11 protein-coding genes and 2 pseudogenes are annotated in these 21,789 nt (G+C 69.4%); 9 read left to right on the forward strand and 4 right to left on the reverse strand.

The genetic code is table 11. The annotated features are described in order from the left end of the window. Nucleotides 1-313 precede the first annotated feature (313 nt). Both AC0KUR_RS07585 and AC0KUR_RS07590 read left to right on the forward strand, forming a co-directional pair. Nucleotides 314-1,384 (forward strand): porin, encoded by a 1,071-nt coding sequence (locus AC0KUR_RS07585; RefSeq protein ID WP_473375634.1) that lies wholly within the window; start codon nucleotides 314-316, stop codon nucleotides 1,382-1,384. A 248-nt stretch (nucleotides 1,385-1,632) separates the two neighbouring features. Then, a pseudogene (locus AC0KUR_RS07590) lies at nucleotides 1,633-3,037 on the forward strand (methyl-accepting chemotaxis protein). Nucleotides 3,038-3,058: 21 nt separating this feature from the next. Here AC0KUR_RS07590 and pbpC read toward each other — a convergent pair. Continuing rightward, nucleotides 3,059-5,470: a penicillin-binding protein 1C gene (gene pbpC / locus AC0KUR_RS07595; protein ID WP_473375635.1), complete on the reverse strand. Its 2,412-nt coding sequence runs from the start codon at nucleotides 5,468-5,470 to the stop codon at nucleotides 3,059-3,061. 54 nt (nucleotides 5,471-5,524) lie between these two features. Beyond that, the gene (locus tag AC0KUR_RS07600; protein ID WP_473375636.1) at nucleotides 5,525-11,521 is read right to left on the reverse strand and encodes an alpha-2-macroglobulin; all 5,997 of its coding nucleotides are present in this window, start codon (nucleotides 11,519-11,521) and stop codon (nucleotides 5,525-5,527) included. A 291-nt stretch (nucleotides 11,522-11,812) separates the two neighbouring features. Between AC0KUR_RS07600 and AC0KUR_RS07605 the strand changes: the two genes are divergently transcribed. Then, nucleotides 11,813-13,081, forward strand: coding sequence for a lipoprotein-releasing ABC transporter permease subunit (locus tag AC0KUR_RS07605; RefSeq protein WP_473375637.1), 1,269 nt, complete (start codon nucleotides 11,813-11,815; stop codon nucleotides 13,079-13,081). Between the two features lie 8 nt (nucleotides 13,082-13,089). Here the strand turns inward: AC0KUR_RS07605 and AC0KUR_RS07610 are convergent, their stop codons facing one another. Beyond that, entirely contained in the window at nucleotides 13,090-13,899 is an 810-nt protein-coding gene (locus AC0KUR_RS07610) for a hypothetical protein (protein ID WP_473375638.1), read from the reverse strand. A gap of 503 nt (nucleotides 13,900-14,402) precedes the next feature. On the opposite strand from AC0KUR_RS07610, the gene AC0KUR_RS07615 reads away from it, so the two are divergent. Next, nucleotides 14,403-16,373 carry a Xaa-Pro dipeptidyl-peptidase gene (locus AC0KUR_RS07615; protein WP_473375639.1) on the forward strand — a complete coding sequence of 657 codons (1,971 nt, stop codon included), beginning with the start codon at nucleotides 14,403-14,405 and terminating at the stop codon, nucleotides 16,371-16,373. Between the two features lie 243 nt (nucleotides 16,374-16,616). Continuing rightward, nucleotides 16,617-16,874: pseudogene (locus tag AC0KUR_RS07620) on the forward strand (NUDIX domain-containing protein); the annotation flags it as partial. A 21-nt stretch (nucleotides 16,875-16,895) separates the two neighbouring features. Here AC0KUR_RS07620 and AC0KUR_RS07625 read toward each other — a convergent pair. Beyond that, the gene (locus tag AC0KUR_RS07625; RefSeq protein ID WP_473375640.1) at nucleotides 16,896-17,825 is read right to left on the reverse strand and encodes a 2-hydroxyacid dehydrogenase; all 930 of its coding nucleotides are present in this window, start codon (nucleotides 17,823-17,825) and stop codon (nucleotides 16,896-16,898) included. Nucleotides 17,826-17,991: 166 nt separating this feature from the next. On the opposite strand from AC0KUR_RS07625, the gene osmF reads away from it, so the two are divergent. Genes osmF through AC0KUR_RS07645 form a run of 4 tightly spaced genes read left to right on the forward strand, consistent with a single transcriptional unit; the run spans nucleotide 17,992 to nucleotide 21,789 of the window. After that, entirely contained in the window at nucleotides 17,992-18,915 is a 924-nt protein-coding gene (gene osmF / locus AC0KUR_RS07630) for a glycine betaine ABC transporter substrate-binding protein OsmF (RefSeq protein WP_069705516.1), read from the forward strand. Then, nucleotides 18,912-20,090: an ABC transporter permease gene (locus AC0KUR_RS07635; protein WP_473375641.1), complete on the forward strand. Its 1,179-nt coding sequence runs from the start codon at nucleotides 18,912-18,914 to the stop codon at nucleotides 20,088-20,090. The genes osmF and AC0KUR_RS07635 overlap by 4 nt, the downstream gene beginning before the upstream one ends. Further along, entirely contained in the window at nucleotides 20,087-21,025 is a 939-nt protein-coding gene (locus tag AC0KUR_RS07640) for an ABC transporter ATP-binding protein (protein ID WP_301742284.1), read from the forward strand. The genes AC0KUR_RS07635 and AC0KUR_RS07640 overlap by 4 nt, the downstream gene beginning before the upstream one ends. Beyond that, the gene (locus tag AC0KUR_RS07645; protein WP_034186035.1) at nucleotides 21,022-21,789 is read left to right on the forward strand and encodes an ABC transporter permease; all 768 of its coding nucleotides are present in this window, start codon (nucleotides 21,022-21,024) and stop codon (nucleotides 21,787-21,789) included. The genes AC0KUR_RS07640 and AC0KUR_RS07645 overlap by 4 nt, the downstream gene beginning before the upstream one ends.

Below are 21,789 nucleotides of genomic sequence, written 5' to 3' on the forward strand. Positions count from 1 at the left end.
AGGACTGCAACACGATCTGCTGCATTTATGAACGCTTCCTCGTGTCGCGCTACCGTCCGCGATGTCGCTGGGTCGACCAGGTGGTTCGCCACGCGCCCGGCTGTCGCGGCTTTCCCCGCCTGCACGCACCGGTCGCGCGCCTGGCATGCATGTTGCATTTTCCCGAGCGCCGTCAGGAATCACATTCGCGCCGGCAACAAGCATCGCCGTGCGTTCCCCGACGGCACGGCATGCAGGCGGCTCACATCGATTCCGTTACGGCGCTTTTAATTAGTAATACGTATTACAACACTCAAAAAAACGGAGACAGACGATGAAGAGCAGGACATGGACGATTTGCGCGGCGCTGCTCGGCGCGGCGGCAAGCACGAGCGGTTTCGCGCAGAGCAGTGTCACGCTGTACGGCGACCTCGACGCCGCCTTGCTCTATACGAGCCGATCGCTCGATTCGGCAACCGGCGGCAACGCCGGGCGCCAGTTCGCGCTGACCGACACGGGCATGACGCCGACCAACTTCGGCATCACCGGAAGCGAGGATCTCGGCGGCGGGCTGCACGCGAAGTTCAAGCTGGAGAGCGGCTTCAACGTCACGGATGGCGCATTCGGCCATTCGAACGGCAACTTCTTCGGCCGCCAGGCGTGGGTCGGGATCGACGGCGGATTCGGCGAAACGAAGGTCGGCCTGCAGTTCTCGCCGTTCGTGCTCGCGATACTCGGATCGGACCCGCGCAACGTCTCCCACTTCGGCGCCGCCCTGGTGCCGTACGTCGACAACGTGCTCGTCACGGGCCTCTTCAACCCGAACGCGATTTCGTATACGAGCCCGACGATCGCCGGGCTGACGGCCAGCGCGATGTTCGGCTTCGGCGGAAAGGCCGGCGACTTCCAGGCGGGACGCCAGTATTCCGGAAGCGTCACCTATACGAACGGCCGCTTCATGCTCAACGCGGCGCTCTACGACGGCAACGGCGGCACGTCCCCGACGCCGGTTGCGAGCACGGTCGCGTTCGTCGGCCGCACGATCGGTGCCGCCTATACGTTCGGCCCCGTGACCGGCAAGGCGTCGTTCACGAGCTACAAGGTCGCCGGCTCGTTCAGCAACAACGTGTATAGCGCCGGCCTCGACTATCGCGTCACGCCGGCCCTCGACCTGAATACCGGCGCGTGGTACACGACCGACCGCAACGATTCGCACAATCACTCGCTGCTTGCCGCGATCGGCGCCGACTACAGCCTGTCGAAACGAACGGGCCTGTATGCGCAGGTCGGCGTCGTCAACAACCACGGCGCGATGAATACCGGCCTCGGCATCACGGGCGGCGCGTTGTACGGGTTGCCGGGCACGACGGTCGGCGTCAACGCCGGCATCCGCCACGTGTTCTGACGCAGCGCTCGCGAACGGGCGGCCGGCACGCGCCGCCCGTTCGGCTGCGCAAGTCGGCACGGCCCGCACGGCAACGCGGCGCAAACCCGACGCAAACGCGCCCCGCCCGGCGCCGGTCCGGTCGTCCGGCACGCCGATCTCGATGTTTACCCGACCTCAAGTCCGCGGCCGGGCGGCCGTCAAGTCAGGAACGCACGCCCAACCTCCGCCGGGAACCCGGCGCGCGTCTTTCAAGGAGACCCACCCACGTGAACTTCTTCGGAATCGGCCGCGGCCGCCGTTCGACGAGCGCGCTCGTCGGCGACATCGCCGAACAGGCCGGCAGGCTCGGCATCGAGATCTGCGACGTATCGGGCCACGTCGAGGAAGTCGCGGCCCGCGTCGCCCGGCAGGCCGAGGTATGCCATACGCTGCGCGAATCGGCCGCCCTCACGCTGCGCGGCAACCACCGGATCGCCGAGGCCGCGCAGCAGGTGCGCGACGTCAGCGCCAATGCGTCGAATGCGGTCCGGCAGTCGCAGCAGACGATCGAGGCATCGCTCGCGGACATTCACGGCCTCGTCGAGGGCGTCACCACGATCGGCGACCAGATGGGCGCGCTGCGCGACGCGCTCGATCACGTGCGGGCCGTGTCCGAGGAAATCTCCGTCATCGCGCGCCAGACCCACCTGCTCGCGCTGAACGCCGCGATCGAGGCCGCGCGGGCCGGCGAGTCGGGCCGCAGCTTCGCGGTCGTCGCGGCCGAGGTCAAGAACCTGTCCGCGAAAACCGGGCAGGCGACGGCTCAGATCGAGACGACCCTCGCGCGGCTCGCCGAGCAGACCGAGCGCCTGCTCGCGGAAGGCACCGACAACGCCGCGCGCGCATCGCGTGCGCGAGGGCACGCGCACGATCGGCGAGGTCGTGCACGCGACCGGGCACGCGATCACCGAGCTTGCCGGCGGGGCCGAACAGATCGCGTCGCTGACGGACGAGATCGAGGCGCAGTGCCACCGACTCGACGAGCAGGTAGGCGAGATGGCGTCCGGCGTCGAGAACTCGGCCGACAATTTCTCGCAGGCCAAGGACCGGCTCGGCAATCTGCTCTCCGTTTCCGAGACGCTCATCGAGCTCACCGCCGCAACCGGCATCGAATCGCCCGACACGCGCCTGATCGGCACCGCGCGGAGCACGGCCGCCGCGATCGGCAAACTCTTCGAGGAAGCGGTAAGCCGCGGCGATATCGCACTCGACGCGCTGTTCGACACGCACTACGAACCGATTCCGGGCACCGACCCGCAACAGTTCATGACACGCTTCACGGCATTCACCGATCGCGTGCTGCCGGCCGTCCAGGAGCCGGTCCTCGCCCTCGACGAACGCATCGTCTACTGCGCGAGCTTCGACCGGCAGTGCTACCTGCCGACCCACAACCGGAAGTTCTCGCTGCCGCAGCGCGCGGACGCCGCCTGGAACGCCGCGAATTGCCGGAACCGCCGGATCTACACGGACCGGACGGCGCGCATGTCGGTATCGCATGACAAGCCGTTCCTGCTGCAGACCTATCGCCGCGACATGGGCAACGGCCAGTTCGCGCTGATGAAGGACGTCTCCGCGCCGATCGTCGTCGGCGCACGGCCGTGGGGCGTCCTGCGAATCGGCTACAGCGTCTGAACCGGGGCGTGCGGGCCGCGCCTATTGCTCCAGCCCTACTCCCAGCGGCCGCTGATCGCTGCGCCCGTGATCGTCGACCACCCGCACCGTATAGCTGCCGGCCGTCCCCGGCTGCCAGAACAGCGCGTCGCCCGGCGTACTGCGGCCGACATACGCATCGTTGACGAACCAGTACAACGCATGCGCGCTCGCATCGGCCGTCGCGTTGAACGCGATGCGCGTCTCCCCGGTGCGCGTCACCCGCATCGCATACGTACTGCCGCGCAGCGGCGACGTGATCCGCGGCGGGTCACCCTCCACCTGCCCCGCATCGCGGCAGTCCGCATTCTGCGGCGGCCGCCTGCGTGGAATACCCGCCTGCGCGAACACCTGCTGCAGGTCCGACGGCCAGAACTCGAAGATCTCCGTATGCGTGCGCTTGCCGTCGTACGGCGGACACGCGGCCTTCCCCGTCGCATCGTCGATCACGACGGGCCGGTGCACGTTGCTCACGCGAATCGGCGACGTGCCCGGAACGAACCACGTCCAGCCCTGTTGCGGACACCATTCGTTCGGCAGATCGCCGCTCGCGAGACAGATCCGCACGCGCTTCAGCCGCGGCGGCATCGCGCGCGGCGGCTCGGCGAGCGGGCGCTCGGCGTTCATCGCATCGACGACCTGGAAGAACAGCGGCGCGGCCGCATCGACGCCGACGAAGGCCGTATTGGCCGAATTGTCGAAATTGCCGACCCACACGACCAGCACGTACGGGCCGAACACGCCGGCCGTCCACGCATCGCGGAACGACCATGACGTGCCGGTCTTCCAGTACACGGGCACGCTCGACGGCTGCGCGCCGCTCGTCTCGTCGGGGCGCAGGTGCTGGCGCAGCATGTCCATCGTCATGTAGCTCGCGTCGGCGCTCAGCAGGCGCCGGGCGGGCCGCGCCGGCTCGTCCGCGCGCAATCGCAGCGGCCGGAACTCGCCGCGATTCGCGAGCATCGCGTACAGCGCCGCGAGATCCTGCATCGTCACTTCGCCGCCGCCGAGCACGAGCGCGAGCCCGTAGTGCTGCGCGCTCGCGAGGCGGCGCACGCCGGCTTCCTGCAGGAACCGGTACAGATCCGGCGACTTGAGCTGCGACGCGACCCATACGGCCGGCACGTTGCGGCTGCGGTTCAGTGCGTCGGTCGCGGTGATCGGCCCGAGGAAATGGCCGTCGAAATTCTCCGGCGCGTACGGGCCGAACGACGTCGGCACGTCGCGCAGCACCGTCTGCGGATGCAGCACGCCCTGGTCGAAGCCGAGCGCATAGATGAACGGCTTGAGCGTCGAGCCCGGCGAGCGCCGCGCGAGCGTGCCGTTCACCTGCCCGTCGATCGTGCGATCGAAGAAGTTCGCGGAGCCGACCAGCGCCTTCACGCCCATGTCGCGCGTATCGACGAGGATCGCCGCCGCGTTGCGCACGCCGCGCGTGTCGTTGCGCGCGACATAGCGTGCAACCTGTCGTTCGAGCGTGCGCTGCAGGTCGAGATCGAGCGTCGTCACGAGCCGCGCGCCGGCCTCGCTGTCGTCCGCCGCACCGCCCGACGTCGTGCGCCACGCGCCGCGCGCGGCGAGCGCCTGGTCGACCGCATGCGGCGCGTCGAACGGCAGCGCGGACAGCGGCCGCATCGCGAGCGGCAACGCGAACAGCGGCTTCAGCGCAGCATCGCCGGGATGCGTCGTCAGCCAACGCGCAAACAGCCGGTTGCGCGACGCGGCCAGCGCGCGGTTGATCTCGTCCTGCCCGCCGCGCACGCGCCGCGCCGGGTCCTGCGGAATCACCGCGAGCGCGAGCGCTTCGGGCAACGTCAGCGCATCGGGCATCCGGTCGAAATAGACGACGCTCGCGGTGCCCGCGCCTTCGACGTTGCGCCCGTACGGCGCGTCGTTCAGATAGGCTTCGAGGATCTGCCGCTTCGAATAGAACAGCTCGAGCTGCAGCGCACGCGCGACCTGCGCGAGCTTGCCGGCCGGCGTGCGCGTGTTCAGCTTCCACAGCGAGCGTGCGAGCTGCATCGTCAGCGTCGACCCGCCCTGCGGATTGCCGCCGCGCACGTACGTGATCCACGCGCCGCGCGCGAGCCCGTACGGGTTGAAACCCGGATGCCACCAGAACCAGCGGTCCTCGTGCAGCATCACGGCTTCGACGAGCTGCGGCGACATTCGGTCGAGCGGCACCCATAGCCGGTAGCGCTCGTCCTTCGCGAGCGTCAGGCGCAGCAACCGGCCCTGCGCGTCCGTCACCGCGACCGACGACGGCTTCCAGTCGCGCAGCGGCGGATGCGGCCACAGCCGGCACGCAACCAGCGCGCCGACCACGAGCAGCACGCCCACGAGCCAGTTCTGCCAGCGGTGCAGCCAGCGGCCGGCACCGTGCAGCGCGCGCCGGACGGCAGAGGCTTCAGCCACGCGCGAGCACTCCCCGCTTTCGACGTGGCGCGCAACGCCGCGGCATCCGCCTCGTCATCGCGCGCGCTCCACCGTCAGCGCCGTGCCGCCCGGCGCCTGCGCCTGCACCCGGCGGTCGTACATCGACTCGCCGTACGCGGGCGGCGCCACGAAGCGGCCCGCGTTGCTCGCCTTGATGCGGTAGACGAATTCGCGCACGTCGGTCGTCGCGGTGCCGTAGATCACCACGCGATCCTCGCGCACATCCGCGAACTGCGGCTGCCACGTCGACCCCGTCACGCCGATCGGCGACCGCCACGGCGCATCGGCCACCGGCGCCGACGCGCCGCCGTTGCCGTCGCCATCCTGCGTGTCGGTCGCGGGCGGCGGCGCGATCACCGGATCGAAGCCGCCCGGCAGCAGGTCGACGATCGCGATGTTGCCGACGTTCGCCGAACCCGTCGCGCGGATCTTCAGGTGCACGTCGATCTCCTGGCCGAGCGTGATCCTGTCGAGCGGCTTGCCGTTCGTGTCGGTGTAGTCGCGCACGATCTCCAGCCCGTTCCTGATCGCCTTCGTCGACGTGCCGCGGTCGTAGCCCGACTGGCTCGCGACCCACCACGCCGGCAGCGTGCTGCCGTTCACGAAGTCGACGCGCGACGCGCCGGCCGCCCACGTGCCCGAGCGCACGAGGCCCGCCTGGATCGACGACACGTCCTTCGCGCCGGCACCCGCACGCACCTCGTCGATCGCGAGCCGGTCGAGCTGGCCCGCGTTCGACGCCGCGTATGCGTCGAGCGCGAGAATCGTCATCGCCGACGACAGCGTGTTGTAGCGGTTGTCGACGAGCGGCGCGGCGAGGTTGTCCATCGCGCGCGGCGACAGCTTGCTCACGCGTTCGGGGAAGTGCTTCGCGAGCAGGTACAGCACGCTCGCGTCGCGCGTCAGCGGGTCGATGTAGTAGCCCGTCACGTAATCGCCGTCCGACGCGCGCTTGCGTTCGAGCAACGCCTGCGGGCCCGCGATCAGCGCGGCGGCTTCCTTGTCCTGCTTCAGCAGCTGATACGACGCGGCGAGCCATGCGGCCGCGAGATCGTTGTTCCAGTCCTTCGGGTACGCCTCCTGCAACCGTTTCTGCACGGCCGCGAGGCTGTTGGTCGTCACGTTGCCCTGGCGCGTCAGCAGGTACACCGCGTATGCGCGCTGCCGCAGCAGGTCGAGCGAGCCGAGCGCGTCGTTCGCGGCGAGCTTCTGCAGATAGGCGTTGCCGGCATCGAGCATGTCCTTCGGCACCGCGATGCCGCGATCGCGCGCATCGAGCAGCACGTGCATCGCATACGCGGACACGAACGGATCGGCGTCGGGCGTCGCGCTCCACAGCCCGAAGCCGCCCTGCGCGTTCTGCCGGCCGCGCAGCACGCCGAGGAACTGCGCGATCGCGCTCGCATTCGCCGCATCCGCGCCGGCTTCGGGCGCATGCATCGCGCTCGTCAGCGCGCGCACCGACAGCCACTTCGCCGCGAACACGCGCGGCACGACCGCGCTGACCATCTGCTCGCTGCAGGCGTGGTCGAAGTTCACGAGATACGACGACAGCCCCTCGGACAGCACGAGCGGCGCGGTCGAGATGCTCGCGTCGCGCGACGCGTACGCGTCGTACATCGACCGCAGGTTCGGCACGCTCGCCTTCTTGCCCGGATCGACGCGCGCGATGTCGAGCTGCGTACGGAACGCGGCGGCCGGCCGCACCGACACGTCGACGCGCTGCTGCGCGCCCTTCGCGCCGTAGCGCGCGCCGAACGACAGCGCGCCCGAACCGAGCGTATCGGTCGCCTTCACACGGAACATCGCGACGCCTTCGTGCTGCGGCGCGAGCGCGACGCTCTGCGTCGCCGGACCGATCACCTGCAACTGCGGGCCCGTCTTCAGCGTGACCGCCACCGGCACCGGCTGGTTGCCCACGCCCGTCAGGTTGTTCGCGACGCCGACGCTGACGTCGGCCTCGTCGCCCGGCGCGAGCGTCGTCGGCACGTTCGGCGACAGCACGAAATCGCCGCGCACCGTCGTCGCGCCTTCAAACGTGCCGACCAGGTCCGGCGACACCGACACGGCCATCACGCGCAGCTTGCCGTTGAAGTAGTCGGGCACCGTGTAGCTCAGGCGCGTGTCGCCGTTCACGTCGACGATCCCCGACCAGTAGACGACCGGCTTGTCGCGCTTGCGCTTGAACGGGTTCAGCTGCCGGCCGATCGCGTCGTCGGCGTCGCCGCCGGGCGCGGCCATCGCCATCAGCTTCTCGAAGTCCGGCAGGATCAGGTCGAGGATCTGCGACGTGCCGACTTCGAGCATCCGCTTGCGGAAGAAGAACTTCAGCGGATCGCCGAGCTTGTAGCGCGCGACCTGCAGGATGCCTTCGTCGACCGCGAACACGACGACCTTTGCCGGCTTCGCCGAATGCACGGTGAAGTTGACGGTATCGCCCGGCTTCACCAGCGCCGGCGCCTCGACGCTCACCGCGTTGCGGCGCGCGTCGAGATTCACCGAGAACGGCACGACGCCGTAGCTCAGCGGGCTCATGAAGATCTCGTCCGACGACGGATCGCGGATGTACTGCACGTTGATGTAGCCGTTGCCTTCGAAGCCGGCCGGCACCGTGATGTGCTGGATCGAGCTCGTCGTGTCCGCATGGAACCATGCATGCGCGTACACCTTGTCGCGCTCGATCGTGATCAGCCCGCTGCCCGCATAAGGCGCGCGGATCGCGATCTCGACCTGCTCGCCCGGCCTGAAGTCGTGCTTCGCGAGGCTCACCTGCAGCTCGGCGTTGCGGTCGAGCGAGCGCGTGACGTTCGCGGCGCCCGTGACCGAATACTCGATCCGGTTCACCGCGGTGCCGTCCGCGCGGCGGATCACGAGCGCGTAGCTGCCCGGCTTGTCGGTACGCAGCGCGAAGTCGAGCCCCGCGGCCGGAATCGACAGCGGCTTCTCGTCCACCGGTACTTCCTTCAGCCGCGAATCGTATTTGTATGCGCCGGAATCCTGCTTGGTCAGCACCGACACGTAGCGCTCCTCGACGAGCTGCGCACGCAGGTCCTTCACGTCGATCGCCTTCGCGCCCGGATCGATCGCGACGAGCCGCACCGAGCGCGGGCTGCCGCGCTTCACGTAGCCGAGATCGTCGACCGACTTGTAGCCGACGAGCCAGTCGTTGTTCGACACGAGCGTCTGCGCGTTCGCCACGACGTTGCGCCCGCCCTCCGCTTCGTATGCCTTCGCCTGGAAGTACAGCTGGTAGGTCGCGTCCGCGTACTTGTCGAGATCGAGGTCGAACTCGGCATGGCCCTTGTCGTCGGTCGTGCCGTCCTGCAGCGTCGTCGTGTAGCCCTCCTTCGCGCGCCGCGCATCGAAGAAGTGATAGCCCTGCCAGCTGCGGAACGACGGCCATACGGGGCGCAGCGTCAGCGTCGCCGCGACGCGGCGCTTCTCGGCCGGCGTGCCGAACAGGTTCTGCGCATCGACGATGCCCTTCAGCCCCTTCGGCTTCACCCACCCTTCGACGACCTGCTGCGACAGCTTCACGTCGACCTTCATCCGGTCGGGCAGGAACTCCTTCACCTGGACGGTCGTGCTGCCGATCGGCTCGGCACCCGGCTGGCCGTCCTTCACGATATACAGGTTGACCGTCCACGTGCCGGTCGGCGCCGTTTCGGCGGTCGTGTAGCCGAGTTCGGTGAAGCCCGTCGCATCGACGGTCACCGGCTTGCGCTCGACGGTGATCCCGCGCGGGTCGACGATTTCCGCCTGCAGCGGCACGCCGGCCGGGCTGCGCGCCCAACTGGCCGCGCGCACGATCAGGCCGATGTGGAACGGATCGCCGGGCCGGTACAGGCCGCGATCCGAGAACAGGTACGCCGACAGCTGCCCCTGGCCCGTCGCGTTGCGCTCGCCGTCGACGTCGAAGCGCGAGAAGTCGAGCTGACGGTCGCGCCCGGCCACCGGCAGGAACGACAGGTCGGTGTCCTTCTTCACGACATACAGCTGCGGACGCTTCTCGCGGTCGAGCCCCTTGAACGCGGGGAAATGCACGACGCCGTCGGCGCTGGTCGTCTGCGTGAACAGTGCCTGGCCGTTGACCGCGAGCACCGACACGGTTGCGCCCGCAACCGGCCTGCCGGTGCGGATCGACTGGATGAACACGTCCTGGCTGCCATCCAGCGCCTTCTTGACCAGCATCCCGAGATCGGTCACGACGATCAGGCGCGTGTCGCCGAGTGCGTTGTCGCCGTCGTCGCCATTGCCGCTGCTGTCGCCCGCATCGGCGTTGTCGGACTGATCCTGGCTACCGTCGGCGGACGATGCATCGTCATCCTTCGCGTCGTCGGTCTGCTTCTTCGCGGCCGCCGGATCGAACTTCGACAGGTGCAGCAGGAACACGCCGCGCTTGCCGCCCTTCAGGTACTGGCCGAGATCAATGCCTTCGTAATGGGCCTTGCCGGGCTCGCCGGCCGGGAACGCGCGCGTCTGCACGAAGCGCTCGACGATGTGATCCTCGCTGAACGAATAGGACAGCTCGGGCCGCGCGTACGTGCCGTTGTTGAAGCTCACGAGATGCTGGATCTGGTCGGGCAGCACGCGGCCGATCTCGACCTTCATCCCCGGCAGGTTGCGCGACACGACCGACAGCCGCTTGCTGCCGCTCATCGACAGCAGCGAGCCGTCCGCCATGAAACGCAGCAGCTTCGGATAGTCGGGCACCGTGAACGCGCTCGTCACGGGCTTGCCGAGCAGGTAGCCGCCGGCCGACTTCAGGTCGCCCTCGACCCGCACGACGACGCGCTCGCCCGGCGTCGCGTGGTACTTGAAGCTCTGCAGCGTCGCGAAATCGTTCTCGGTCGGCACCGCTTCGAGCGGCAGCGGCTTCGACTGCTTCAGCACCGCGTCGCTGATGTCGGCCACGTTCCATTCGTACGGCGGATCGTCGTCCGACTGCTCGACGCCCGGCTTGCGCTTCGGCAGCACCCACGCCTTCGCGCGCGCGGCGAGATCGGCGCTGCGCACACCGTCGGACGTTTCGGCGACGAGCACCTGCTCGGGCTCGTAGCGCTCGTTGTCGACGAGGGTCGGCGCGACGTTGCCGATCGACAGGCTGTACAGCCCCGGCACGCCGACCGACGCATGCAGCACGTCCGGCGTGCCGTTGCCGCCGCGCGCGCTCTTCACGCCCTTGTCGACGTCGAGCCGCACCGACAGCGGATCGCGCGGGATCTCGAGCGGCTGCGAGTAGACCCACGCGCTCGTCTTCATCTTGTCGTAGTTGACCGTATAGCGCAGCGGCGACGCGCTCTTGCCGTCGCGGCCGACCAGCACGAGGCCGATGCGCTTCTCGAACTCGGCCGGATCGACCGGGTAGTTGAAGCGCAACTGCAGCAGGGCCTGCTTCTCCGCCGGGTTGTCGGAGTTCTGGTAGAACTCGTTGTTGCCGAAGGTGGCGGCGAACGCCGGCAGATCGAACGCGAAACGATCGTCGCGCATGATCACCTGCGGCGCGAACACGCGGTGCACCGCGAAACGCACCTCGACGTGCGCGCCGACCGGCCAGTCGGCCGCCGGCGTGAAGCGCAGCGTCTTGTCGTCGACCCACTCCCACGCGCCCTTCAGCGCGGGCGTCATCTCGATGCCGTCGCCGGCCGGCTTGCCGACCCGCTCGATCGGCGCGGCCGACTGCGCGAACGCCACTTCGAGCGGATGCACGGTGATCTTCGGCTTGTCGGTGTCGTCGACCTCGTAGGTCGTGATCGCCGGCGCCTTCACGGTGAAGCCGACGGTTTCGGGCTCGGGCGGCTTCGGGCGATGCTTGAACCAGTAGCCGCCGTAGCCGAGCGCGGCCGCGAGCAGCACCAGGCCGCCGGCATGCCACGGACGGCGGCGCACGGCCGCCGCGGTGATGCCCATCCACGCGGGCGCCGTCCACGACACGTCGCCGACCAGCGGCCGCAGCGCGCAGCCGAGCAGCCACCAGACGAAGCCCGCCACGCGAATCGGCAGGAGCAGCAGGAAGCGCAGCAAATCCATGTTGTTATTTCCTTGTTCAAGGACGTGCGGCCGGCTTCGGCGGCGTTCCCCGAGATTTATCGGTCTGTGACGGCGCGGCCCTGGTTGCGCCGTAATGCTTGGAATGTTGTGTTCGACCGGATGCTGGCCGCCATTATCGATCAGACCCGAAAGGATGGAAATATCGGTGTGCCGGCGCGCAACGCCGCCCGACGACCGGCCGGACGGGCAGGTTTCGGCTCTCCGCCCCGACCTCGGCACACGGCCGCGCCGCGTTCGCTAGAATGCGCGGCTCGGCAGGATCGAATCGAAATGAAAGGAAACCGCTTGAAACTCCCGTTCGAATGGCAGATCGGGCTGCGCTACGCGCGCGGCGGCCGGCGCTCGGCCGGCGACGGCTTCGTGTCGTTCATCGCCGGCGCCGCGATGGCCGGCATCGCGCTCGGCGTCGCCGCGCTGATCGTCGTGCTGTCGGTGATGAACGGTTTTCGCACCGAGGTGCGCGACCGGATGCTGTCGGTGCTCGCGCACGTGGAAATCTTATCGCCGACCGGTTCGATGCCGGACTGGCGGCTGACCGCGCACGAATCGCTGCGGAACCCGGCCGTGCGCGCGGTCGCGCCCTATGTCGACGCGCAGGCGCTGCTGACGAACGCGGGCAGCGTGACGGGCGTCGCGCTGCGCGGCATCGACCCCGTGCTCGAACCGCGCGTGTCCGAAATCGCGCGCAAGCTGAAGACCGGCCGCCTCGACGCGCTCGTGCCGGGCGAGATGGGCATCGTGCTCGGCGCGGCGCTCGCCGATGCGCTGCACGTGAAGATCGGCGACCGCATCACGTTCTTCGCGCCCGGCCACGGCGCGCGCATCGGCGAGGCGCTGCCGCGGTTCCGCCAGTTCAACGTGGTCGGCACGTTCGAGTCCGGCCATTACCAGTACGACAGCGCGCTCGCGTACATCCACATCCACGACGCGCGGAAGCTGTTCAACGTGCCCGCGCCGACCGGCGTCCGGCTGCGCGTCGACGACCTGCAGCGCGCGCCGGAGATCGCGCTCGCGCTGTCGCGCACGCTGTCGGGCGACCTGTACATCCGCGACTGGACGCGGCAGAACCGCACATGGTTCGAAGCCGAACGGCTGCAGAAACGGATGCTGTCGCTGATCCTGATGCTGATCGTCGCGGTCGCCGCGTTCAATCTCGTGTCGTCGCTCGTGATGACCGTCACGCAGAAACAGGGCGACATCGCGATCCTGCGCACGCTCGGCGCGCCGCCGCGCTCGATCATGAAGATCTTCGCGATCCAGGGGACGACGATCGGCCTCGCCGGCACGCTCGCGGGCGTCGCGTCCGGCTGCGCGATCGCGGTGAGCATCCCGTGGGTGCTGCCGGCGATCGAGCAGGTGCTCGGCATCCGCTTCCTCACCCCGTCCGTGTACTTCCTCAGCTCGCTGCCGTCGAAGCTGTCGGCGATCGACGTGATCGAGGTCGCCGCGGCCGCCTTCCTGATGTCGTGCGCCGCGACGCTGTACCCGAGCTGGCGCGCCGCCCGGGTACGGCCGGCCGAGGCGTTGCGCGACGAATAGGCCGCGCGTTACGCGGTCTCGTGGAAGCCGACGCTGTGGCTGCCGTCCGGCGTGTAGGCGGCGAGCACGTCGAGGCCGACGTCGACGAGTTCCGCGCGCATGCCGGCCGTCTTGTGGCCTGACGGGTCGACCAGGATCGCGGTGCCCGACGACAACTGGCGCACGGTATTCAGCAACGCGAGCGTGCCGCGCGCGGTGCCGGCCGACTGCCCGACCGTCAGCGGCGTGCCGTCTTCCGCGACGAGGCGCTGGCCGGACGTCAGCGGCTGGTTGCGCGCGACGGACGCGTTGAGCAGGCTCATGAAATGAAAACGCGCATCGGCGTTCCGGCCGGCCGCCGCGCGGTCGCTGTCGGTGAACGTGTCGCCGCGCACGGCCGCGCCCTGCGCGGCGAGGTCGACCGCCTGGTCGTGAAACGCGTTCACCGCGGCCACGAGGCCGGCATTCGCGTTCAGCGTCGACTCGATCCACGCGCGGTCGCTCTCCGGCAGGCTCGTCGAGTCGACCTTGATCTGCCCGTTGTCGGTCGTGAAGTCGAACGACGCGTCGGCCAGATCCGGCCGCTTCGCGACGATCTCCTGCATGCTCGCCGCGAGCGGGTCGGTCACGCCGCGCAGCTTCATCGTCAGGTCGCCGACCATCGACAACTGTTTGGTCAGCGCCGCCTGCATCGCTTCAGGATCCAGTGCGCTGACCGTGAGCGGCTGGCCGGGCGGGTTCCCGGAATCCGCCGTATCCGTGCCCTGGCGCCCGTCGAGCGCCGCCTGTGCCATCTGCGCGAGCGACAGGCCGCCCGCAGCCGTAACCGAAATCGTCATTGCCCTCTCTCTCCTTTCAGACTGTTTTTCACGGTTTACGGACGGATTCCACGAAAGTTGAGACGGTATCGCGTCAACACATGCAAACTTTGTTTGACTCAAGCTAAAAAAGTTTGACACGGACATTTCACTGAGATAACTTTTGCGCAAGCTTCCGGAAAGCAATCCGGCCCGCCGTGCCGGCTCGTTTCGCGCTTTCCTGCCATTGCCGCACCGCCGTTCGCAACATTCCCGCGTCACCGCATCGCGCCGTTCCGTTTCATCCGAAACCTGAAGGAAGCCCGGTCATGCCTGCGTTTGATTCGCACTCCTGCATTCATTCCGTGCCGCCGCCGCGCTGACGCGCCATTCGCGCTCCGTTCGGGGCGAGACGCCGGTGCGCGTCGCCCGCCGCTTTTGATGGTGCAGTTCCGCTTCATCCGATGCAGTACCCGGCCAGGCCGCAGGGGGCGTATCGCGAGCCGCGTCGGTTCCAGACAATCACAAGAGACGAGGTCGATCCAATGAACATTCATCGAACCGGATTCCGGCGCGCGTGGCTGCCCGCGCTCGTGGCAGCCGCGACGCTCGCCGCGTGCGGCGGCGACGACGGCGGCGGCGCGGCGGGGGTATCCGCACTCGCGCAGGGCCAACAGGAGGGGGCCGCCGCAGCGGCGGCCGATGCGCAGTCGCTGGCGTCGCACGTGTCGCCGTCCGGTGTCCCGTACGCGAATCCGGCCAGCAACGGACGCTACAAGCCGGTGATCAGCAACGGCCAGGTGCAGCCGTCGCTGTCGGGCGGCACGATCGAGGAAAACGCGTGGGTCGACACGCCGGTCGATTCCGACGGCGACGGCACGCGCGACCGCATCCACGTGCGCATCGTGCGGCCGTCCGAAACCGCGAACGGCGCACGCACGCCCGTCATCGTGCTCGCGAGCCCGTACTACGCGGGGCTCGCCGACAGCCCCGACCACGACGTCGACGTCGAACTCGACGGCACGCCGCATCCGGCCGCGAACGCCGGCGCACCGGCACCGGCATCGGCATCCACGCGCATCCTGGCCGCCGCGCCGCAGTCGCGGATGCTGCAGCAGGTCGAAGCGGCCGCCGCCGGCCGCTCGTGGATCGAGAGCTACTTCGTGCCGCGCGGCTTCACGATCGTCTACGCGGATTCGCTCGGCACCGCCGGCTCGGACGGCTGCCCGACGATCCTGACGCGCGACGAATCGGTCGCGATGGCGTCGGTGATCCGCTGGCTCGGCCGCGACGCGACCGCGAAGGACGCGAACGGCAAGACGGTCGTCGCGAACTGGTCGACGGGCCACGTCGGCATGTACGGCGTGTCGTACGACGGCACGCTGCCGAAGATGGTCGCGAGCCTGCGCACACGCGGGCTCGACGCGATCGTGCCGATCGCCGGGCTGACGAACATGTACGGCTACTACCGCTCGGGCGGGCTCGTGCGCGCGCCGGAAGGCTATCAGGGCGAGGACGTCGACGTGTACATCAAGGCGCTGCTGACGAACGCGCATCCGGAACGCTGCACGCACCTGATCGACGAAGCGTTGCAGCAGGAAGACCGCAAGACCGGCGACTATTCGCCGTTCTGGGCCGCGCGCGACATCCCGACGGGGTTCGCGGTCGCGCCGGCACTCGTCGCGCAGGGGCTCACCGACGACAACGTGCGCGTCGACCAGTCGACGTCGTGGTATCTCGCGATGCGGCGCCAGGGCGTGCCGACGCAGCTGTGGCTGCACCGCCTGAAGCACACCGACCCGACGCGCGTGCCGGCGATGGGCGAAGCGTGGACCGCGGAGGTGAACCGCTGGTTCACGCGCTACCTGATCGGCTACAACAACGGCGTCGAGCGCGATCCGCGCGCGGTGATCGAGCAGGCCGACGGCACGCTGCTGAAGGAAGCCGACTGGGCCGCGCGCCGTGCGACGCCGGTCACGTACTTCGCGGGCGGCGACGGCGCAGGCACCGGCACGCTGCTGCGGCTGCCGAGCGGCGGCCCGCTCGCGCGCTTCACCGACGATGCGCGCATTCCGGCGCTCACGCTGGCGAACACGCCGACGGGCGAAAACCGCAGCCGCTTCGAAACCGCGCCGCTGACGGCCGCGGCGCGCCTGTCCGGCACCGCGACCGCACGCGTCAGGCTGACCTTCACCGGCGTCGCCAACGTGACGGCGCTGCTGGTCGATCGCGCGCCGGACGGCACGGCCACGATCGTCACGCGTGCCTGGACCGACCCGCGCAACCGGCTGTCCGAGTGGCTGACGGAACCCGTGCTGCCCGGCCTGCCGTACGACCTGAAGCTGACGTTCATGCCGCGCGACTACAAGCTGGAAGCCGGCCACCGGCTCGGGCTCGTCGTCCTCTCCAGCGACTACGAGGCGACGCTGCGGCCGACGCCCGGCACGGGCCTGACGCTCGATCCGGCCGGCACGTCGGTGACGGTGCCGCTGGCTTCGACGTCGGCGGGCGTGTAGTCGCACGCCGGCTGCCGGCATGACGGCACGGCCGCCCCCGCCTGCGCGCCCGTCGGCGCGGGCGAGGGGATCGCTGCAGGAACGGCACGCCTGCGCCAGGCTGCGAAAATCGAACGCCAACGGTGCCCTCCCATGATCCCCCTCAGCGCGAAAGCGATCGTCCGTGACGGCCGCTCGGTCCTGTTCCTGCGTAATCCACGCGACGAATGGGCGTTGCCGGGCGGCTGACCCGAAGCCGGCGAATCGCTCGAGGAAACCGTCACGCGCGAAGTGCGGGAGGAATGCGGGATCGTCGCCTCGGCGATCCGCCACGTGGCGAGCCGCTCGTGCGAGGTCGTGCCGGGCAAGCGCGTGCTCATCGTGTGCTTCGAGTGCCGGGTCGATCGTCATGAAATCGTCCTGAGCGACGAGCACAACCCGTTCGGCTGGCTCGACCTCGATGCCGACAAACCGGCGAACCTGCCGGATTTCTATTGGGCATTCCGCAGGCAGGCGGGCTGATTCGCGCCCGCCCTTCGGCACTCACACCGGCGTCAACACCGGCTGCCCCGCGAAATGCCGCGCCGCGTTGTCGAGAAACTGCTGCACCGACCGATCGAGCGCCTCGGGCGACCAGCCGCCCATGTGCGGCGTCAGCACGACGTTGTCGAGATCCGTCAGCGCGCGCGGCGGCTCCGGTTCGCCTTCGTACACGTCGAGCCCCGCACCGGCGATGCGCCGTTCGCGCAGCGCGTCCGCCAAAGCAGCCGTATCGACAACGCTGCCGCGCGACACGTTGACGAGAAAACCGCCGGGCCCGAGCGCATCGAGCACGGTGCGGTCGATCAGGTGCCGCGTGCCCGCGCCGCCGGGCGTCGCGACGATCACGAAATCGGCCCACTGCGCCAGCGCGTCGACCCGGTCGAAATAGCGGTAGGGAACGGGCTTCTCGGACCGGTTGTGATAACCGATCTCGATGTCGAAGCCGGCCGCACGGCGCGCGCACTTCTCGCCGATCTTGCCGAGCCCGACGATGCCGAGCTTCCTGCCCGACACGTTCGGCGGCATCGGCAACCCCTCGCGCCACACGCCCGCGCGGGTTTTCGCATCGAGCTGCACGACGTTGCGCACCGCCGCGAGCAGCAGCGCGAACGCGTGATCGGCGACACAATCGTCGTTGGTGCCCGCGCCCGTGACGACCGTGACGCCACGCGCCTTCGCATGCGCGACGTCGATGTGCTCGTAGCCCGCGCCGAGCGCGCTGACGAACGTCAGTTGCGGCAGCCCGTCGATCTCGGCGGCGGTGAGCCCCGTGCTGCCATTGGTCAGCACCGCGCGAATCGTGCCGCCGTGTTCGGCGATCGCGCTTGCGCGTTCGTCGGGCATCGGAGCATGGCGCACGTCGAACGACGCGGCGATCTTGCGCTGCGCGTCGCCGCGCAATGCGATGAGGACCAGCAACTCGGGCTTCATGTCGGCAAGTGTCCGCAGGCAGGGAACGAATTTCAGTGTAACAAGCGCACGCGACGGATGCGGGTTATCCCCACACGGGCTGTGGACACACCGCCGCACGCGGTTTGCCAAAGCCGGCTCAGTCAAGTAACTTTCGGCGTACGCCCCCGTCCTGGAGATCGGCCCAATGAAGCTCGCCCTGCCCGCCCGGATCCTGGGCCTCGTGTTCGCCGCCGCCATCGTCGCGCCCGGCGCGCACGCCGACACGCCCGTCGTGGTGTCGTCGAAGATCGACACCGAAGGCAACCTGCTCGGCAATCTCGTCGCGCAGGTGCTGAAGGCCCACGGCATTCCGGTCACCGAAAAGATCGCGCTCGGCACGACGCCGATCGTGCGCAAGGCGCTCACGAGCGGCGAGATCGACATCTACCCGGAATACACCGGCAACGCCGCGTTCTTCTTCAACAAGGCCGACGACCCCGTGTGGAAGAACGCCGCACAAGGCTACGACACCGCGAAGAAGCTCGACTATGCGGCGAACCACCTCGTGTGGCTCGAGCCGGCGCCGGCGAACAACACGTGGGGCGTCGCGCTGCTCGCCCCCGTCGCGCAGTCGCAGCACCTGAAGACCCTCTCCGATTTCGGCAAGTGGGTGGCCGGCGGCGGCAAGGTGAAGCTCGCGGCATCGGCTGAATTCGTGAACAGCGCGTCCGCGCTGCCGTCGTTCGAGAAGGCGTACGGCTTCAAGATGAAGCCCGAACAGCTCGTCGTGCTGTCCGGCGGCGACACGGCCGCGACGATCAAGGCCGCCGCGAACCAGACCGACGGCGTGAATGCCGCGATGGTCTACGGCACCGACGGCGGCATCGCGTCGAGCGGCCTCGCGGTGCTCGACGACGACAAGCACGTGCAGCCCGTCTACGCCCCGGCGCCCGTGATCCGCGAAGCCGTGCTGAAAGCGCATCCGCAGATCGCCGACTACCTGAAACCCGTGTTCGCGAGCCTCGACCTGAAGACGCTGCAATCGCTGAACGCCCGCATCCAGATCAACGGTGAACCGGCCGCCGGCGTCGCGAAAAGCTACCTGAAAGCGAAGGGCTTCGTTAAATGACGGATCGCGCGGCCGCATCCGCGCGGCGCGTGACACTCGACAAGGTCGGCATCCTGATCGGGGTACTGACGATCGTCGCCGTGTTCGGCCTGTCGTTCGCGGTGCTGCGGCCGAACCGGATCGCGGCCGGCACCGGGCTGTCGGTGTTCGCCGCGCTGCCCGCGATGCAGGGCGCCGCGCTCGCCGCGCTGTGGACCGCCGGCGCGTTGTGGGCGATGACGGCGAGCCGCCCCGCCTGGCGGCTCGCGGCCGGCTGCGCGGGGCTCGCGACGCTGGCGTATGCGGTCGGCGCGGCCGCGCGGCATGTCGTCGCGCCCGACGACATGCTGGCCCGCGTGTCGCCCGACGCGGGCGTCTGGCTGCTGCTGTTCGCGTGGGCCGTGCTCGTCGCCGACGCGCTCGCACGACTCGCGTTCGGCCCGTGGCGGCGCCTCGTCGCGCTCGTCGTCGCGATAGCGGCGATTTCGGTGCCGCTCGCCAGCGGCTGGTGGGACGGCCTCTCGGTGATGCGCGAATACGCGGTGCGCAGCGAAGATTTCTGGCGCGAGGCGATCCGTCACGTCTCGCTCGCGGGCGGCTCGGTGGCCGCCGCGCTCGTCGCGGGCCTGCCGCTGGGCATCGCATGCGCGCGCGTCGCGTCCGTGCGGACCCTCGCCATGCCCGTGCTCAACGTCGTGCAGACGATCCCCAGCATCGCGATGTACGGGCTGATGATGGCGCCGCTCGGCCTGCTCGCCGCGCACGTGCCGCTCGCGGCCGCGCTCGGCATCCGCGGGATCGGCGTCGCGCCGGCCGTGCTCGCGCTGTTCCTCTATTCGCTGCTGCCGATCGCCTCGAGCGTCGTGGTCGGGCTCGGGCAGGTGCCGCCGCACGTGACCGAAGCGGCACGCGCGATGGGCATGACGCGCGCGCAGCGGCTGCTGCGCGTCGATCTCGTGCTCGCGCTGCCGGTGATCCTGAGCGGCGTGCGCATCGTGCTCGTGCAGAACATCGGCCTGACCGCGGTGGCCGCGCTGATCGGCGGCGGCGGGTTCGGCACCTTCATCTTCCAGGGGATCGGGCAATCGGCCGCCGATCTCGTGCTGCTCGGCGCGATCCCGACGATCGCGCTCGCACTGGCGGCCGCCGTCGTGTTCGAAGCCGCGACATCGCTCGCGAAGGGGCGTGCAGGATGATCGAGATCGAACGGGTCGGCAAACGCTTCGGCGACGTGGTCGCCGTCGACGACGTGTCGCTGACGATGCAGCGCGGCACGATCACCGCGCTCGTCGGTGCGTCGGGCAGCGGCAAGTCGACGCTCCTGCGCATGATCAACCGGCTGATCGCGCCGACCAGCGGCACGATCCGCATCGACGGCGTCGATACGGCGACCGTCGCGCCCGAGCAACTGCGGCGCGGCATTGGCTACGCGATCCAGGGGCATGGGCTATTTCCGCACTGGAGCGTCGCGCGCAACATCGCGACCGTGCCGCGCCTGCTCGGCTGGCCGCCCGGGCGCATCGACGCGCGCGTGAACGAACTGCTCGACCTGTTCCATCTCGCGCCGGCCGAATTCGCCGGCAAGCTGCCACATGAACTGTCGGGCGGCCAGCAACAGCGCGTCGGCGTCGCGCGCGCGCTCGCGGCCGAGCCCGCGATGCTGCTGATGGACGAACCGTTCGGCGCGCTCGACCCGATCATTCGCGGCAAGGCGCAGGACGACCTGTTCGCGCTGCAGCGCCGCCTCGGCATCACGGTCGTGATCGTCACGCACGACATCGAGGAAGCGCTGAAGCTCGGCGATACGATCGCGGTGATGGACGGCGGCAGGCTGCTGCAGGTCGCGCCGCCGGCCGAGATTCTCGGCAAGCCGGCGGCCGGTGTCGTCGAGCAGCTCGTCGCGGGGGTCGACCGGCCGCTGCGCCTGCTCGCGCTGACGCCGATCGATACGGTGGCCGAACCCGGCCACGCCGACGGCGAGCCGATCGCCGCGACGCGCACGCTGCGCGATGCGGTGTCCGAGCTGCTGTGGCGCGGCGTCGACGCGCTGCCTGTCGACGACGGCGGCGAGCGCAATGCGCGCCGCATCACGCTCGATGCGATCCGCGCGCATGCGAGGAAGCCCGCATGACGGCGCATGGCAGCGTGCGGCCGACGCGTTCGGCGCTTCCCGCGTACGTCGCCCGCGCGGCCGCGCTCGCGCTGCTGCTCGTGCTGCTGTTGCGCCCCGCGTGGCTGCAGGGGGTATTCGCGCCGTTCGCGGACAACGGCGCGCCGGTCATCTACGATCGTGCGAGCCTGCTCGATCTCACGCTCGCGCATCTCGGCACGGTCGCGCTGTCGAGCCTGATCGGCACGATCGTCGCGGTCGCGGCCGGCATCGCGGTCACGCGGCCGGCCGGCGCGGATTTCCTGCCGGTCGCGCGCAGCGTCGTCGATATCGGCCAGACCTTCCCGCCGGTCGCGGTGCTCGCGCTGGCCGTGCCGGCCGTCGGCTTCGGCCTGAAGCCCGTACTGATCGCGCTCGTGCTGTACGGGCTCCTGCCGATTTTCGAAAGCACGATCGCAGGGCTCGAGGACGTGCCGCGCGACGTCGTCGACGCGGCGCGCGGGATGGGGATGAGCGGCTGGCAGCAACTCGTGTCGGTCGAACTGCCACTCGCGTTTCCGGTGATCGTCAACGGGATCCGGCTCGCGGTCGTGATCAATCTCGGCACCGCGACGATCGGCTCGACGGTCGCCGCGCGCGGGCTCGGCGACGTGATCATCGCGGGCCTGCAGACGTCGAACACCGCGTTCGTGCTGCAAGGTGGCGTGATCGTCGGGCTGCTCGCGGTGCTCGTCAGCGATGCGATCGGGTCGATTGCGCGAGTGGCGAGCGCGCGGCGCGCCTAG

The organism is Burkholderia sp. YHN3-13, assembly GCF_055810675.1.

Bases quoted from the DNA above. Each gene is read 5' to 3' on its own strand.
- AC0KUR_RS07585 (WP_473375634.1), top strand. From the start codon at position 314: ATGAAGAGCAGGACATGGACGATTTGCGCGGCGCTGCTCGGCGCGGCG.
- AC0KUR_RS07600 (WP_473375636.1), bottom strand. From the start codon at position 11,521: ATGGATTTGCTGCGCTTCCTGCTGCTCCTGCCGATTCGCGTGGCGGGC.
- AC0KUR_RS07605 (WP_473375637.1), top strand. From the start codon at position 11,813: ATGAAAGGAAACCGCTTGAAACTCCCGTTCGAATGGCAGATCGGGCTG.
- AC0KUR_RS07610 (WP_473375638.1), bottom strand. From the start codon at position 13,899: ATGACGATTTCGGTTACGGCTGCGGGCGGCCTGTCGCTCGCGCAGATG.
- AC0KUR_RS07615 (WP_473375639.1), top strand. From the start codon at position 14,403: ATGAACATTCATCGAACCGGATTCCGGCGCGCGTGGCTGCCCGCGCTC.
- AC0KUR_RS07625 (WP_473375640.1), bottom strand. From the start codon at position 17,825: ATGAAGCCCGAGTTGCTGGTCCTCATCGCATTGCGCGGCGACGCGCAG.
- osmF (WP_069705516.1), top strand. From the start codon at position 17,992: ATGAAGCTCGCCCTGCCCGCCCGGATCCTGGGCCTCGTGTTCGCCGCC.
- AC0KUR_RS07635 (WP_473375641.1), top strand. From the start codon at position 18,912: ATGACGGATCGCGCGGCCGCATCCGCGCGGCGCGTGACACTCGACAAG.
- AC0KUR_RS07640 (WP_301742284.1), top strand. From the start codon at position 20,087: ATGATCGAGATCGAACGGGTCGGCAAACGCTTCGGCGACGTGGTCGCC.
- AC0KUR_RS07645 (WP_034186035.1), top strand. From the start codon at position 21,022: ATGACGGCGCATGGCAGCGTGCGGCCGACGCGTTCGGCGCTTCCCGCG.